Origin of the sequence: Fulvimarina fulva (assembly GCF_039652615.1) — a bacterium.
GTDB lineage: Bacteria > Pseudomonadota > Alphaproteobacteria > Rhizobiales > Rhizobiaceae > Fulvimarina.
The window spans coordinates 93,751-108,411 of the sequence record NZ_JBDJAC010000010.1 but is presented as its reverse complement, the minus strand read 5'-3'; the positions used below and the strand labels follow the sequence as shown (position 1 = coordinate 108,411).

Genomic DNA, 14,661 nt, shown 5'->3' with positions numbered 1-14,661 from the left:
GGGAGGCGAACCGTCTCCCCGTGAGCCGTTTTTCTCTAAACGGCTCCCGTTTCCAATGCGTCGCTCGCTTTGGCATGGACGTCGCCTATTTCATTGCTTCGCCTGTTCGTGGCAGCGTAGCTGCTGAGCGAAACCGGCGGAGCACTCCATGTTCATCAGCGTCTTCGACATCTTCAAGATCGGCATCGGTCCATCGAGCTCCCACACGATCGGCCCCATGGTGGCGGCGACCCGCTTTCTGGACGAGGTGCGGGCCCTGCCGGGCGAGGGCGAGACGCCTGTGCGTCTTCGCGTGCGGCTGCACGGCTCGCTGGCCTGGACCGGCAAGGGCCATGCGAGCGACAACGCCGTCTGTCTCGGCCTTCTCGGCGAGCGGGCCGATCAGATCGACCCGGACGACATCCAGCCGCTTCTGGAACAGCTCAAGACCGCCAGGCATATCGAGGTCGATGGCCTCGGCCGCCTTGCCTTCGATCCCGAGACCGATCTCGTGTTCGATTACGACACCCGGCGTGAAGGCCATGCCAACGCCATGACCTTCGAAGCCTATGACGATGCCGGGACGCGTATCCTGCGTTCGATCTATTATTCGGTGGGCGGCGGCTTCGTCATGTCGGAGGCCGAACTCACCGCGTCCAAGGAAAACCGCCAGGGCGGCCTCGAAGAGGGCAAGAAGGCCCTCGGCTATCCTTATCCTTTCGGGACGGCGGTGGAGATGCTCAAGATGGGCCGCGAGAGCGGGCTCACCATCGCCGAGATGAAGCGGGCCAATGAGGAAATCCACCTCGATCGTCACGCGCTCAACGACCGGATCGACCATATCTGGGATGCCATGCGCGGCTGCATCGATCGCGGCATGAGCCAGGATGGCCAGCTGCCCGGCGGTCTCAAGGTCAAGCGGCGCGCGAAACGCATCGCGGAGCGCCTCACCGCCGACGAGGGCCGCAACCAGACCCAACCGTATTCGAAGAACGACTGGCTCTCGGTCTATGCCATGGCCGTCAACGAGGAGAACGCGGCCGGCGGGCGCGTCGTCACCTCACCAACCAACGGCGCGGCCGGCGTCGTGCCCGCCGTCATCCGCTATTATCGCGATCATTGCATCGGCGCGAGTGACGAGGGCATCCGCACCTTCCTCCTCGCGGCAGCCGCGATTGGCGCGCTGGTAAAGCACAATGCCTCGATCTCCGGGGCCGAAGTCGGCTGCCAGGGCGAGGTGGGTTCGGCCTCGGCGATGGCGGCTGCCGGTCTCTGCGCGGCGCTGGGCGGCACCAACGAGCAGGTGGAAAACGCCGCCGAAATCGCGCTGGAGCACCATCTCGGCATGACCTGCGATCCGGTGAACGGTCTCGTTCAGGTGCCCTGCATCGAGCGCAACGGCTTCGGCGCGATCAAGGCCGTCTCCGCCGCTTCGCTCTCCCTTCACGGCGACGGCACCCATTTCATGCCGCTCGACAACTGCATCGAGACCATGCGCCAGACCGGAATCGACATGTCCGAGCGCTACAAGGAAACCTCACAGGGCGGTCTCGCGGTCAACCTGCCTGAGTGCTGAGCACGCCGCTTCAGACGATGCTTATCGCTGGAGATGCCGCGTCAGCCGGGCCTCGGCGAAGTTCGTCAGGCGGCGAAGGATTTCGACGATGACGAGATAGAGAAGCGCTGCCCACACATAGGCCTGCAGATCGAAGGTCTTCGCATAGGTCTGCCGGGCGACGCCGAACAGGTCGTAGACGGTGATGATCGCGATGATCGCCGAGCCCTTGACCAGAAGAATGAGTTCGTTGGCATAGGGGCGAAGCGCGACGATCATCGCCTGGGGCAGCACGATGCGCGAAAAGATGACGGGCCGCGAAATTCCAAGGGAACGGCCGCCCTCCCATTGCCCTATGGGAACGCTCTCGATCGCGCCACGCAGGATCTCCGCCTGATAGGCCGCCGTGTTGAGCGCCAGCACGAACAGCGCGCAGTACCAGGCCTCGCGAAAGAACCACCAGAGTCCGACGCTCTGGAACGCCTCGCGGAATTCTCCGAACCCGTAATAGACGAGGAAGATCTGGGCGATCAGCGGCGTGCCGCGAAAGAAGTAGACGAAGGCGAAGGAGGGCCAGCGGGCCAGCGGGTTGGACGACATGCGGCCGAACGCGAAGGGCAGGGAGACCAGCGCTCCGCACACGAAGCTGGTGACCACGAGGGAGATCGTGACCCAAAGCCCTTCGAGATAGCGCATCCCGTAGCGCTCGAAATAGGCCGAACTCCAGTTCGAAACGATGTAATATGCGATCGCCAGAAAGATCGCGGCCCAGACCGATGCAAAGAGAATGCCGGCGAGGCCGGGCCGCCGTTTTTCTTCAGGCGGCGGAGCGCTTGCGGTCAGGTCGGTCATCGCGCGGCCTCCCCACGTTTGGACCATCGTTCTATGATGCCGATGGCAATCGAGGAGACGAGTGTCAGGACCAGATAGAGCAGGATCGCGGTTCCGAAGAAGAGGAAGGGTTCGCGGGTGACGCGCGAGGCGATCTGGGCCTCGCGCAGGATCTCGCCGAGGCCGATGACGGAGACGAGGGCTGTATCCTTCAACAGGATCATCCAGAGATTGGATAGGCCGGGCAGGGCGATGCGGATGAGCTGCGGAAAGATGACGAGGCGCATGGTCGGGATCTTGCCGAGACCGAGCGAGTTCGCCCCCTCGAACTGCCCCTTCGGGATCGCCCGGAAGGCGGCCACGAACACTTCCGACGCGAATGCGGAGAAGACGAGACCGAGGGCGATCATGCCGGACTGGAAGCGCGACAGCGACATATCCATCAGGCTCGTTGCGTCGCTGAAGCTCTTCAACAGGCCATTGACGCCGAAATAGACAAGAAACAGCGTCAGCAGCTCGGGCAGGCCGCGAAAGAGCGTCGTGTAGATATTTGCCGAGTGAAACAGCAGACGGTCGCCGGACTGCTTGGCAAGCGAGAGCAGGAAGCCGGCTGCAAGGCCGAGTGGCAGGGTGCAGATGGCGAGCGCCGCCGTGACGAGGAAGCCGCTCGCCATCTGGTCGCCCCAGCCGGTATCGCCGAAACTCAAGAGGGTCAGTGCTTCCACGAAAGACCTCCGGCAGCGAGGTCTGCGATGGTGCCACGGGAAACGATGCGTTTCGTTGCCGACCGTGTTCCACGCGATATGTTCATGCGTGAGCCAAATCTGTCTGGAGATCTCTCATGAAGCTCAGCCGCCGCCATTTCGTCGCCGGAGCCGCAACCGCTCCCGTTCTCGTACAACTCTCGACCCGGACCGCTGCCGCGCAGGATGCTGCCTCGAACGCCGGATCGCAAGGCGCGTCCGCGGGTTCGGGTGCCTCGACACGGCAGCAGATCCTGCCGATCCAGCGGATCAGCGCCGGCGACAATATCGTCACTGCCATTTCCGACGGCTATCTCGATATCAGCCTCGACCTTCTGTCGAATATCGATGCGAGCGAGGCGACCGACATCCTGGCATCCAAGTTCCAGGGCGAACAGCCCGTCACGACCGGCATCAACGCCTATGTCGTCGAAGCAGGCGACCGCCTCGTCCTGATCGATACGGGCGGAGCCGGCGCGTTCCCGGAAATGGGCAATCTGAAGGATCGCCTGGGTGCCGCCGGCTTCGATGCCGCAGCAATCACCGATGTCATCATGACCCATCTGCATCCCGATCACGTCGGCGGCCTCGTTCTGGATGGGGAACTCGCCTATCCGAACGCCGATGTCCATGTTCATCAGACGGAATACGATTATTGGACCTCGATGGAAAACCGGGACGCCGCCCCTGAATCGGCGCGCGGCTTCTTCGACACGGCGCGCACCGCCATGGAGACGGCCGGCGACAAGGTGAAGACCTTCACCGGCGAAACCGAGGTCGTTCCCGGCATCACCTCCCGCGAGCTCTTCGGCCACACCCCAGGCCATACCGGCTACATGATCGGCGAAGGCGAGGACGGTCTCTTCGTCTGGGGCGACATCGTCCATGTCGGGCCGATCCAGTTCGCCCGTCCCGAGGTCGGGATCGCGTTCGATGCCAATCCGGAACAGGCGATCGAGACGCGCAAGCAGGTGCTCGAGGACGTCGCGAGCAATCGCACCCGCATCGCCGGCATGCATATCGCTTTTCCGAGCTTTGGCCATGTGGTGGCCTCGAACGGGGAGGGGGAAGCCTACCGGTTCATTCCGTCGGACTGGCAGTATCAGTTCGGCGCGTCCAACGGCTGATCGGCCGGACGTTCGTCCGCTCGAACGCGGAAAAGGCCGGCGCGACAATCCTCGCGCCGGCTTAATCATGTCTGACGGTGCCGGGAGAGCCGGCAAGCGGCTTACTCGCCGTAGACGTCGAAGTCGAAATACTTCGACTGGATTTCCTCATAGGTGCCGTCTTCGCGGATCGCCACGATCGCGTCGTTGACCATCTTCTTGAGCTTTTCGTCGCCCTTTCGAAGGCCGATGCCGATGCCCTTGCCGTAGATCTCTTCCTTGGCGGGAAGCGTTGCCACAATCTTGCAGCAGGAGCCGCCGTCGCTCTTCAGCCATTCGTCGAGCACGACGACGTCATCGACGACGGCATCGACGCGGCCGGACTCGATGTCGAGCTGGTATTCCTGGGCCGAGGGATATTCGCGGACTTCCGAGTCCGGGAAATACTCGCGAGCTGCCTGGGCATGGGTGGTCGAAACCTGTGCGCCGATCACCTTGCCTGCGAGGTCTTCCGGCGTGGCGCCGGAGATGTCGGCGTCTTTCAGCGTTACCAGCGCCGGCGGCGTGTTGTAGTATTTGTTGGAAAAGTCGATCTGTTCCTCGCGTTCCTCGGTGATCGACATGGAGGCGATCAGAAGATCGAAATTGCCGTTCTGCAGCGCGGGGATCATGCCTTCCCATTCCTGGGTCACGAAGCTGCACTCGACCTTCATCTGCGTGCAGAGCGCCTTGGCGATATCGACGTCAAAACCCATCAATTCGCCGGAGGCGTCGGTGTAGTTGAACGGAGGATAAGCACCTTCCGTGCCCACGACGACCTTCGACCAGTCCTTGTCGGCATCGCTTTCCTGGGCGAAGGCCGGAGCGGCGGTGAAAATCGTCGCGGAGACGAGAGCGGTGGTCAGGAACTTCAGCATGGATACCCCATGATTCTTATTGTGTGGTGTCCGGCAACCGGCCGGAGGTGAACCGCCACCGCCTGTAAAAAAGGCATGGCGCGGATTGCGGCAATGTTGGCATGGATTTCGTCACGAAGACAATCGATTCTCTGCGCGCCGATTTCTCAGGCCAGACGGTTTGCCGCTTCGGCGAGGTCTTCCGGCGTGTTGATATTGGCGAAAGGATCGAAGCCGTCGCCATTTTCATTGTCGTCGAAGGCGACCGTTCGATAGCCGACATGGTCGAAAAAACGGTGCAGCGCCCGAGGGCGCTCATCGTCGAGCCATTGTGTCAGCGTGGACAAGAGCGTGACCGGCCAGAGCGAGACCGTCGGGTGCAGGCGGCCGCCATGTTCGGCGGCGACGATCTCCCGCTCCGAGGCTTGAGCGAGAAGACGCGTTGCGACATCGCGGGGCAGGAAGGGCGTATCCGACGGAAGGACGAGGGCATGCGTCGTTCCCTCGTAATCCTCATCGAGCGTTGTCAGTCCGGTTTCGATCCCCGCGAGCGGTCCCTGGAACCCTTTTCGGATATCCGGCACCACGGCATCGCCGAAGGCGTCGAAGCTGCCGTCGGCAGGGGCGTTGACGAGGATCGGCGACAGCCCGTGAAGCCGCTCGATCACGTGAGCGATCATGGGTCTGCCCGCGAGCGAGCGCAGCGGTTTGGGATCGCCATCGCCCATGCGCGAACCACGGCCGCCTGCAAGAATGATCGCGCCCGCCCTCATGCCTCGGACACACGCGGCGCGAGAAGCGAAAAGACGAGCGCCAGGACCGCCGCCACCAGCATCACCAGAACCAGATTGGTTGCAGCATAGGGACCGATCGCGAAAGCTGCTGCAACCGTTGATGCGACGGCTCCAAGGCCGATCTGCGCCGAGCCGAGAAGCCCGGCGGCCGCGCCCGCCGCATCCGTTCTGACGCTGACGCCGCCGGCGGTTGCAGAGGGGAGCGTCATGCCGTTGCCGATCCCGAGAAGAATCATCGGCCCGAAAAGGGTGAGCGGCGTCAGAATGCCGAACAGGATGGGAATCAGGATCGTCAGAACCGCCAGGAGAGTGAGAACCGAGCCTGCGACCATCATCCGCTTGATGCCGACGCGTTCGGAGATGCGTCCGGTGATGAAGTTGCCGATCGCATAACCGAGCGGGCACAGGATAAACCAGACGCCGTATTGCGCGGGGGTGAGATGGAGGAGTTCGACAGAAACGAAGGTCGCGCCGCCGAGAAAGCCGAAAAAGGCGGCGGTGATGAAGGAGCCAACGCCGGCATAGATCCAGAAGCTTTTCTCGGAAAACAGCTTGCCGTAATTGGAGAGCTGGCGCGTCACGGGCGCACCCAGATTGGGATTGGTCTCGTTGAGGTCGAAGAGGACGAGAGCCAACGTCACCCCGCCGAGCGCCATCAGCATCCAGAAGACGCTGCGCCAGCCGAGCATCGTATCCATGACGCCGCCGATCGCCGGGCCGATCATCGGCGCGACCGCAAGACCCATGGTGACATAGCCGATCATCGCCGCAGACCGCCGCCGGGAATACACATCGCGGATGATGGCGCGGGATAGGGCGATGCCCGTCGCGCTCGCCGCCTGGACGATCCGGCCGACAAGAAACCAGCCGATCGTTTCGGCAAAGAGGCAGATCGCGGTGCCGAGGAGGAAAAGCACGATGCCGCCGATGATGACCGGGCGGCGTCCGAACCGGTCGGACAGGGGGCCTGCGATGATCTGCAGAACGGCCACCGCGACGAGATAGAGCGACAGGCCGAGGCTGACGGTCGGTCCATCCGTGCCGAGGGTTTCGGCGATGGTCGCCATGGACGGGATGAAGATATTGATCGCGAGGGGCGAAATGGCTGAGGCGATCATCAGCGTGATCAGCATCGGCTTTCGGGCGCTCTCACCGGGAACGGAAGTGGTCGGTACGGAGGTCAACAGGAACGGCCCATGAACTGCGGGAGGATGGCGCGGCACTTTCGGTTCGAACCGAAGGCCTTGCCGTGCGTCTTTACACGCGTTCGGCATATAGGGCCGCCGCAAAATTGGGGAGGCTGTTCATTCCTGCGTGAGCTATCTCGCGCGTTATGATCGATCCAGGCCCGGAAAACCGGCACATAGGGTGCCGGATCATCGTTACATTTCAACAGATTTCTGCAACGCGACGTCAGAAGTTTCCAACGATTATCCTTTCGTCAAGACTTTGATGCAGGAGCGAAAGGACACATGATGATTTCCTCATCGACAGACCGTGATTACAGCAGCTCTGCCATTGCGGCATGGCCGATCATTGAACCGGCCATCCGCCCGTTCCCGTTACCACCCGACACCACATTCTCGCTCTCGGGAGAATCGCGAAGGGGCGATGGCGAAAGCGTCGGCTTCGCGTTTCGGCAGCCGATGCCCGGCTGGAGCGAGACGGCGCCGAAGATATCCGGTGCCGAGGAATGGGCCCGGGCAATCGCCATTCAGGTCGAGTTGCAGGTGCGGTCCACCATCCAGGCGCCGCCGCAAACCCGTACGATCGACATGCTGGGTGACGAGGCCGAACTCGAGGGCGCTGCCGCCGTCGGCCTCGTGGTGATCGCCTATTCGGAAAATGCCGGAGCGAGCGAAGCCGCTGCGAGCCGGTAGGAGCGAGGCGGTCTTTCCGGTTTTCCTCAGGCACGCACGAGGCCCGCTGTTCAAAAGCGGGCCTCGTGCTGTCATTTCATGGCTTCGCGCCAGATCGCGGTAAGCGGTTGCCGCTCTTCAGATCAAAAGATCAGCCCTGAACCGGCGCGGACGGGCCGCGAAGCGAGTTGGTGACCTTGCCCACGATCGGATCATAGGTCTCGCGCGCGCTTTCCGGATAGCGGATGGCAACCGAGTGGATCAGGTCGCCGCGAAAGATGTATCGCTCATAAAAGATACGGCCGTCGATATAGCCGGACACCACCGCCCAGCGATTGCCGGAGGCCTGATAGGTCACGTCATCCGTGTCCGCGCGATTGGCGATGATCGACTTCGGTGTCTCTCCGCCCAAATTGTCGCGGGCGTAGATAAAGATCTCGGCGCCATCCGGCGAACTCCAGCCCAGTCCATCGCCGTTCGTCGGGGCGGGAAGGCGGTTCGGGAAGAGCTCGGTCGGGAAGGTCGCGCTCGTGCCATAGCGCTCGTTCTTGTAGGACAGATCTTCGGCGCTTGCGGGCGAAAGGGCTGTGACGGCGGCGATCGAAGCCGCCGCCAGGGTCGAAGTCAAGCGGATCATCGGTCTCAACCTGTTGTTTCAGTTGGTGTCGACGCTTCGCAGATCGGGCATTAACCCATGCTGAACAGGTTTCGACCTGAACAGGAGTTAGCCGCCCGTCATGCTCATATGACGGGAGACGGACGGCCCGCGCGTTTTCCTGTCGATGACGAAATCGTGGCCTTTTGGCTTGTGCAGGATCGCGCGGTCGATGGCTTCGGCCAAAAGCTCGTTGCCTTCGGAAGAGCGCAGGGGTTCGCGAAGATCGACGGCGTCCTCCTGACCAAGGCACATGAACAGCGTGCCGGTGCAGGTGACGCGGACCCGGTTGCAGCTCTCGCAGAAATTGTGGGTCATCGGCGTGATGAAACCGAGGCGACCGCCGGTCTCGGCAACCTCGATATAGCGCGCCGGGCCGCCGGTCTTGAACGGAATGTCGTTGAGGGTCCACTGACGCGACAGGCCGCTGCGGACCTGGCTCAGGGGCAGATACTGATCGGTACGGTCCTCGTCGATCTCGCCCATGGGCATGGTCTCGATGAGGGTCATGTCCATGCCGCGACCATGGGCCCATTCGATCATCGAGGGGATTTCGAGGTCGTTGAAGCCTTTCAGCGCGACGGCGTTCAGCTTGACGTGAAGGCCGGCCTCCTGAGCGGCGTCGATGCCCTCCATCACCTTCTTCAACTCGCCCCAGCGGGTGATCTGGCGGAACTTGTCGGCATCAAGCGTATCGATCGAGACGTTGAGCCGCTTCACGCCCGCATCGGCGAGCTCCTTGGCGAAGCGCTGCAACTGGGAGCCGTTGGTCGTCAGCGTAAGCTCTTCGAGCGCGCCGGTCTCCAGATGGCGGGAGAGCGAGCGGATGAGGTGCATGATGTTCTTGCGCACCAGCGGCTCGCCACCGGTCAGACGTAACTTCTTCACGCCCTTTGCGATGAAGGTCGTCGACAGCCTGTCGAGTTCTTCCAGCGTCAGAAGGTCACGCTTGGGCAGGAACTCCATGTCCTCGGCCATGCAGTAGACACAGCGGAAATCGCAGCGATCCGTCACCGAAACGCGCAGGTAACTGATGTGTCGGCCGAAGGGATCGACCATTTCTCCATCGGCACCCGTCAGGCCGGCCAAACCCGGCTGGGTGCCGCCTTTGCGCACCTCGATCGCATTCGCCGGAGGTCTGAAGGCCGGAAGGCCATCCTGTTTGAAGAGCGTGGTCTTGGTCATCACATTGTCTTAGCAGACGAAGATCGGGCGGGAACAGGGGCTTTCGTATAAACCGTGTCGAGGAGCGAATGTGGAGGCCGCAGCGCCTGCGATCAAGCCGTGCTGCTCGCGACGAGAGTTTGGCAGGCGTAATGCCCGATCCAGCAGCCATCGACCGGGAGGGCTTGCCCGCTTGGACCGCCATCGCCATTGGTAGGTGAAAAGGGCGCCTTGCCCGCAACCTGCCTCAATGACCTCCCGGAGATGATCCCGCATGACCGCGCGCCAGCCGACACCGAGCGAAATCCGTGTTTCCAAGGACAAGCGAACGATGACGCTCGCCTGGCCCGGACGGGAGCAGCAAGAGCTCTCAGCCGAATATCTGCGGGTCCATTCGCCGTCTGCGGAGGTTCAGGGGCACAGGCCGTCCGATCGCAAGACCCAGTTCGGCAAGCGCGATGTCGAGATCCGCAATATCCAGCTGGTCGGCAATTATGCCATCAAGATCACGTTTTCCGATGGGCACGATACCGGACTTTTTTCCTGGACCTATCTCGCGGAGCTGTCCGAGCAGAAAGACGAGAAATGGGCAGCCCATCTCAAGGAGTTGGAGGAGAAAGGGCTTCCACGATGAAAGGCGGACCTTCGTTTGTAAGAGACCAAAGGGAACAGTACGCAACTCCCTGTTTGGAGCCGATGGTCGCGACGGACGATCCTTTGATTTGACGAGGGACCAAACCGTCTCAAAATCGAACGGTTTCGAGACTCGCGCCCAAAACAGAATACAATTAATTAAAGTGTTTCAAGAAGGACGCCTTCGATCACCGCGCCCAAAGGGTACCTCCCACTTAGTGATTTGCCTTGGGTGATTGCCAAATTCCTTTATAACGAATACACTTTCTCACGTTGCGTAAAATAGAAATCTCGATGAGATTTATCCACGGAGGAGATATGAGTGAAGCTTCGCACGCTCGCCTATCGGCTCTAGATGAAAGTGAGATCAAGGCGTTAGGGCTTCCTGATGACTGTCAGTCCGGTCATGGATGGTGTTCTGATGGAAAATGCTATGTTTGTTGTAATGGGAGTTGGCACAAACTGACAGACGAAAACGGCAATCACTACTCATGCAAAGATGGGCGTGGAAAGCCATATAAATGTGGTTCCGATACCTATCACGCGACTTGTGGATGACAATCATGTTGGAGCAATCAAAATGAGTAATAATGATAAGAAAGCCGATATCGAGCTTAATATTGAAATCGACAACAAAGATATATCCGAGTCAGAGCTTTCAAAAGCACTAGATGCCGCATACGCTAACGCAAAAGCGAAGCACATGCAAAACATATTGGCTGATGGAGGTTCGTGTCAGCCTCACCATAAAACTACATTTGATAAGTCATCTTGTTAAGATGATAATAAATCAGGCTATTATAAAATTAAATAGAAAATGCAATCTGAAATGTACGTATTGCTATTACATAAACGATAACACTACAAGATACGGGGAAGAGCTCCCCGTATCTACATTGTTGTCTTTTTTAGATTCATTAAAGAAATACGCAAATCGAGCCGGAAATTCGGTCAGTGTAGTGTTTCATGGCGGCGAACCGCTTATGATGGGCCTTGAGTATTTTGAAGAGGCTTTATCGCATAGGGGATTTCACGATAAGACCTTCTTTGCCGCCGTTCAAACGAATGCGACACTTTTATCGGAAAAGTTTATTTCGTTATTCGAAAAAAATAAAGTTCATATTGGAATAAGTTTAGATGGACCACAAAGTATAAATGATAAAAATAGAGTTTTTGAGGGAGGCTACGGTTCATATAAAATAGTTAAACGCGCTATAGATCGGCTGAACAAAAGGCAAATTCCATTCGGCGTTCTCTGTGTGGTTAATCCAGAGCAAAATGCATCTGCGATATATAGCGGCTTGCGTGCATTGGGTGTAAGGAGAATGGATTTTCTTCCACAGATGGAGTCTGTAGAATCATTAGGTATTGAAAATAAAAAAATCTTAGAAACGAAAAACTTTTTTTCTGATTTATTAAACGTGTGGCTTCCAGAAGCTGATAGTGTAGACGTAAGAATATTTAACACAATGTTTAAAAAATCAATTGGCGTCAATGGTGATTTATCCACTCTCGGCGGAAGCATAGATCACGATTTTATTATTTTAGAAACAAATGGGACTATGACAATCGCTGAGGAATTCGACAACATCAATATAAATAATGCAGAAAAGATAATCGTGCCTTTCCAACTAGATTTTAATATCGAAAAGTTTATCGAAAAATCAAAAAAGTTTTATAGTGATTACAATTTGGATAAACCTTGCAATACCTGCATGTCTTGCGAGCATTTTGATTTATGCGGTGGGGGACATCCGTCGACGAGATATGCAGATGGAAATTTCAATAGACCGTCTGTTTATTGTTCGACATATTATGAAATGGCAAAAAGGGTAAAAATCTTAACGCGTGAGTTCCAATAGTTAGTTTTTGACAGGAGAGATTATTTTTTGAAACAGAATTCGCAATTCTGTTGCAGTCTCGAAACCGACCGGTTTTGAGACGATTCCTGACCGCCTGTCGGATTATAGGCTTATCCGTCGCAAAAGCCTGTCGCAGAATAGGGACCGGTTCCCGGTCCCTTCTTGCATCCCACTTTTCCGCTCGCCGGCATGCTGTTTCAGCATATAGGCGCGGCACTGGATTGGCGGACGGTGTCGGTCGCCATATGCTGTCTTATGAAGCAGATCGGCGTGTCACCAAGCGTCTCTAGATCTTCGATCTCTCGTTTTGCAAACACTGTCATCGTATTGGGTTTCAGCGCCTCTGGTGCGAAACCGTCGAATCTCGCGGCCTAGATCTCGTCGAATTCCGAGAGGGCGGCGACGGTCGGCTCGAGGTCTTTCAGCTTGCTGATGACCGTCGTTGCGCCGGCTTCGGCCAGCGCTTCGGCGTGCCCCGGATAGGTGTGGCTTGCGCCGGTAAAACCGATGACCCGGCAACCCGCTGCGCTGGCGGCCGCAACGCCGTGCACGGAATCCTCGATGACGAAAGCGTCCGATGGCTTTATGCCGAAGGTCTCGCAGGCATGGATAAACACGTCCGGCGCCGGCTTTCCCTTTTTCGTGCCCACTTCGCGGGCCGCGAAGACGTGCGGAGTGAAATAATCCCACAGGCCCACATGTTCGAGCTCGAGTTCGAGCCGGGCCGAGGACGAGTTCGAGCAGATGCAGTAGGGAACGCCCTTCGCCGCGAAGGCTTCGATCGCCTCGCGGACGCCGGCAAGCTCCTCGACCTCTTCACTGAGACGGCGATCGATTTCCGCGTCCGCACGATCGATGAGGCTGGCGGACATGGGCTGACCGCTTTCTTCGCTGATCTTTTCCAGGATCACGGGAAAGGTGAGGCCCGCGAAGCGGATCGCCAGATCCTCGGCGCTCATCTCCACACCGTATTCCGCGATCAGCTTGGCCTCGACATCGGCGGCGATGATCTCGCTGTCGACCAGAACGCCGTCGCAATCGAAGATCATCAGCTTTGGCATGGGCATGGGGGAGGGTCCTCAAGACGATCGCATCGGAGATCTGGCGCGGCGGTATCACGGGAGCCGTCCTGCCGCCAAGCATGGGTACGACAGATTTCCGCCAAAGCGGCGGCGCGTTTTCACCGGTAATTAACCGCGTTCGGTAACTGTGTTCTGCGAAAGACCTGTTGAAAACCGAAGTCAAGCGGCGGTGTAGAGTATGAAGCGTAGCGGACCCGTTCTCGTCCACAGTCAGCCATCTCCCGAGATCGGCTGGCGCAACCAGATCCTGCAGGGCCATTGCGTGACGGAAATGGAGCGCCTGCCGGCCGGATCGGTGGACGCGATCTTTGCCGATCCCCCCTATAACCTGCAGCTCGGCGGCGATCTGATGCGCCCGGATCATTCCAAGGTGGATGCCGTCGACGATGCCTGGGACCAGTTCGAGAGCTTCCAGGCCTATGATGCCTTCACCCGTGCCTGGCTGCTCGCGGCCCGGCGCGTTCTGAAGCCGAACGGCACCCTCTGGGTGATCGGCTCCTATCACAACATCTTCCGCGTCGGCGCGAGCCTTCAGGATCTCGGCTACTGGATCCTCAACGATATCGTCTGGCGCAAGACCAACCCGATGCCGAACTTTCGCGGCAAGCGCTTCCAGAATGCCCACGAAACCCTGATCTGGGCCTCGCGGGATGCCAAAGCGAAGAGCTACACCTTCAATTACGATGCCCTGAAGGCGTCGAACGACGATGTTCAGATGCGCTCCGACTGGCTCTTCCCGATCTGTTCGGGCGGCGAGCGGCTGAAGGACGAGGATGGCGTGAAAGCCCATCCGACCCAGAAGCCGGAAGCCCTGCTTGCGCGCATCATCATGGCTTCCACGAAGCCGGGCGATGTGATCCTCGACCCGTTCTTCGGGACCGGAACGACCGGGGCCGTGGCAAAGCGCCTTGGCCGCGACTTCGTCGGCATCGAGCGCGAGGACGAATATGTGAAGGTCGCCCGGCGGCGGATCGCGGAGATCGAACCGCTCGAAGAGGACGATCTGAAGATCACGGGCGGCAAGCGCGCCGAGCCGCGCGTGCCGTTCGCGAGCCTGATCGAGGCAGGGTTGGTCAAGCCGGGCACCGAACTCACGGACTCAAAGCACCGCTACCGTGCGCGGGTGAGAGCGGACGGCACGATCGCCGTCGGCGACGACGCCGCTTCGATCCACCGCATCGGCGCTCGGGTGCAGGGTCTCGATGCCTGCAACGGCTGGACCTTCTGGCACGTCAAGGAAGGCCAGAAGCTGAGGCCGATCGACGAGCTGCGTCAGGTTGCGCGTCAGCGCATGGCGACGGCGGCAAGGGCCTGACGATCTTCGAGACTCGCCCGCCACGCGCGCTCTGATCTTCCCAGCCCGGCAGTCCAATACCGTCCCCGGCTGATCAAGCCGGGGACGGTATCGAAGCCCGCGCGGCGCGTGAGCGTCTTCAAATCCGTTATCGCGAAGCGATCAAACGGATTTCGTATAAGCCGGGCTGAATAGCTTTTGGCTGGTG

At 59.3% G+C, this 14,661-nt stretch carries 15 protein-coding genes; 7 read left to right on the top strand and 8 right to left on the bottom strand.

Annotated features, from left to right (window positions below):
* Positions 1 to 148 precede the first annotated feature (148 nt).
* Complete coding sequence (locus ABDX79_RS14450; RefSeq protein ID WP_346221006.1) at positions 149 to 1,555, top strand: L-serine ammonia-lyase; 1,407 nt, start codon at positions 149 to 151, stop codon at positions 1,553 to 1,555.
* Positions 1,556 to 1,576: 21 nt separating this feature from the next.
* On the opposite strand, the gene ABDX79_RS14445 is transcribed toward ABDX79_RS14450, so the two are convergent.
* Positions 1,577 to 2,386, bottom strand: a complete 810-nt coding sequence (locus ABDX79_RS14445; protein WP_346221005.1) for an ABC transporter permease — start codon at positions 2,384 to 2,386, stop codon at positions 1,577 to 1,579.
* A complete protein-coding gene (locus tag ABDX79_RS14440) occupies positions 2,383 to 3,039 on the bottom strand; it encodes an ABC transporter permease (protein WP_463671179.1) in 657 nt (218 codons plus the stop codon). Before ABDX79_RS14440 ends, ABDX79_RS14445 begins: the two co-directional genes overlap by 4 nt.
* A gap of 167 nt (positions 3,040 to 3,206) precedes the next feature.
* Between ABDX79_RS14440 and ABDX79_RS14435 the strand changes: the two genes are divergently transcribed.
* A complete protein-coding gene (locus ABDX79_RS14435; protein WP_346221003.1) occupies positions 3,207 to 4,235 on the top strand; it encodes an MBL fold metallo-hydrolase in 1,029 nt (342 codons plus the stop codon).
* 101 nt (positions 4,236 to 4,336) lie between these two features.
* Here ABDX79_RS14435 and ABDX79_RS14430 read toward each other — a convergent pair whose 3' ends face one another.
* From ABDX79_RS14430 to ABDX79_RS14420, 3 genes are all read right to left on the bottom strand, one after another.
* On the bottom strand, positions 4,337 to 5,131 hold the full coding sequence (locus ABDX79_RS14430) for a lysine/arginine/ornithine ABC transporter substrate-binding protein (protein WP_346221002.1): 795 nt from the start codon (positions 5,129 to 5,131) through the stop codon (positions 4,337 to 4,339).
* Between the two features lie 146 nt (positions 5,132 to 5,277).
* Positions 5,278 to 5,883, bottom strand: coding sequence for a molybdenum cofactor guanylyltransferase MobA (gene mobA / locus ABDX79_RS14425; protein ID WP_346221001.1), 606 nt, complete (start codon positions 5,881 to 5,883; stop codon positions 5,278 to 5,280).
* Entirely contained in the window at positions 5,880 to 7,088 is a 1,209-nt protein-coding gene (locus ABDX79_RS14420; protein ID WP_346221000.1) for a multidrug effflux MFS transporter, read from the bottom strand. The genes mobA and ABDX79_RS14420 overlap by 4 nt, the downstream gene beginning before the upstream one ends.
* A 288-nt stretch (positions 7,089 to 7,376) precedes the next feature.
* On the opposite strand from ABDX79_RS14420, the gene ABDX79_RS14415 reads away from it, so the two are divergent.
* Positions 7,377 to 7,784 (top strand): hypothetical protein, encoded by a 408-nt coding sequence (locus ABDX79_RS14415; protein ID WP_346220999.1) that lies wholly within the window; start codon positions 7,377 to 7,379, stop codon positions 7,782 to 7,784.
* Between the two features lie 130 nt (positions 7,785 to 7,914).
* Here ABDX79_RS14415 and ABDX79_RS14410 read toward each other — a convergent pair whose 3' ends face one another.
* Positions 7,915 to 8,400, bottom strand: a complete 486-nt coding sequence (locus tag ABDX79_RS14410; RefSeq protein WP_346220998.1) for a hypothetical protein — start codon at positions 8,398 to 8,400, stop codon at positions 7,915 to 7,917.
* A gap of 87 nt (positions 8,401 to 8,487) precedes the next feature.
* Entirely contained in the window at positions 8,488 to 9,477 is a 990-nt protein-coding gene (moaA, locus tag ABDX79_RS14405; RefSeq protein WP_346221048.1) for a GTP 3',8-cyclase MoaA, read from the bottom strand.
* 379 nt (positions 9,478 to 9,856) lie between these two features.
* On the opposite strand from moaA, the gene ABDX79_RS14400 reads away from it, so the two are divergent.
* The 3 genes from ABDX79_RS14400 to ABDX79_RS14390 all read left to right on the top strand — a co-directional run bounded on the left by ABDX79_RS14400 (position 9,857) and on the right by ABDX79_RS14390 (position 12,077).
* A complete protein-coding gene (locus ABDX79_RS14400) occupies positions 9,857 to 10,216 on the top strand; it encodes a gamma-butyrobetaine hydroxylase family protein (protein ID WP_346220997.1) in 360 nt (119 codons plus the stop codon).
* A 579-nt stretch (positions 10,217 to 10,795) separates the two neighbouring features.
* On the top strand, positions 10,796 to 10,993 hold the full coding sequence (locus ABDX79_RS14395; RefSeq protein ID WP_346221053.1) for a hypothetical protein: 198 nt from the start codon (positions 10,796 to 10,798) through the stop codon (positions 10,991 to 10,993).
* Positions 10,938 to 12,077 carry a radical SAM protein gene (locus ABDX79_RS14390; protein ID WP_346221047.1) on the top strand — a complete coding sequence of 380 codons (1,140 nt, stop codon included), beginning with the start codon at positions 10,938 to 10,940 and terminating at the stop codon, positions 12,075 to 12,077. The genes ABDX79_RS14395 and ABDX79_RS14390 overlap by 56 nt, the downstream gene beginning before the upstream one ends.
* A gap of 371 nt (positions 12,078 to 12,448) precedes the next feature.
* Here ABDX79_RS14390 and ABDX79_RS14385 read toward each other — a convergent pair whose 3' ends face one another.
* The gene (locus ABDX79_RS14385; RefSeq protein WP_346220996.1) at positions 12,449 to 13,144 is read right to left on the bottom strand and encodes an HAD family hydrolase; all 696 of its coding nucleotides are present in this window, start codon (positions 13,142 to 13,144) and stop codon (positions 12,449 to 12,451) included.
* Positions 13,145 to 13,337: 193 nt separating this feature from the next.
* On the opposite strand from ABDX79_RS14385, the gene ABDX79_RS14380 reads away from it, so the two are divergent.
* Positions 13,338 to 14,474 carry a site-specific DNA-methyltransferase gene (locus ABDX79_RS14380; RefSeq protein WP_346220995.1) on the top strand — a complete coding sequence of 379 codons (1,137 nt, stop codon included), beginning with the start codon at positions 13,338 to 13,340 and terminating at the stop codon, positions 14,472 to 14,474.
* The last annotated feature ends 187 nt before the right edge of the window (positions 14,475 to 14,661 follow it).